Source organism: Bacillus australimaris (assembly GCF_001307105.1).
GTDB lineage: Bacteria > Bacillota > Bacilli > Bacillales > Bacillaceae > Bacillus > Bacillus australimaris.
Map to the genome: position 1 here is coordinate 1 of NZ_LGYN01000022.1, position 771 is coordinate 771.

Below are 771 nucleotides of genomic sequence, written 5' to 3' on the forward strand. Positions count from 1 at the left end.
TCAGGGGCGACCGGCATTACTGGAGCAACCGGGGTCACCGGAGCCACAGGGGCAACAGGAGCCACAGGAATCACCGGAGCGACTGGAGTTGGATTATCCGGCGTCGTAGTGTTTGATCCAGCAGTAGCACCGACGTATCCAGTAGGCCAAGTGGTGACGTATGAAGGTGGAACTTATATCGTCAACACAGCACCACCAACAGGTACACCGGATACGTCCCCGGATTATACGTTATTAGCAGCCGCAGGCGCGACCGGCATTACAGGAGCCACAGGGGAAACTGGAGTAACTGGTGTCACGGGAGCAACGGGAGAAATAGGTCCAACTGGAGCCACCGGCACAGGTGTAACAGGAGCCACAGGGGAAACAGGTGCAACTGGAGTCACGGGAGCAACGGGAGAAATAGGTCCAACCGGAGCCACCGGTACGGGTGTGACCGGGGCAACAGGAGCCACGGGAATCACCGGAGCGACTGGAGTCGGTTTATCCGGCGTCGTAGTGTTTGATCCAGCAGTAGCACCGACGTATCCAGTAGGCCAAGTGGTGACGTATGAAGGTGGAACTTATATCGTCAACACAGCACCACCAACAGGCACACCGGATACGTCCCCAGACTATACGTTATTAGCAGCCGCAGGCGCGACCGGCATTACTGGAGCCACCGGCGTCACCGGAGCCACAGGGGAAACAGGTGCAACTGGCGTCACGGGAGCAACGGGAGAAATTGGTCCAACCGGAGCCACTGGTACGGGTGTGACCGGGGCAACAGGA

General features: G+C 58.5%; 1 pseudogene. It reads left to right on the plus strand.

Going from position 1 to position 771, the window contains the following annotated elements:
- A pseudogene (locus AKG37_RS18920) lies at window positions 1–771 on the plus strand (exosporium glycoprotein BclB-related protein); the annotation flags it as partial.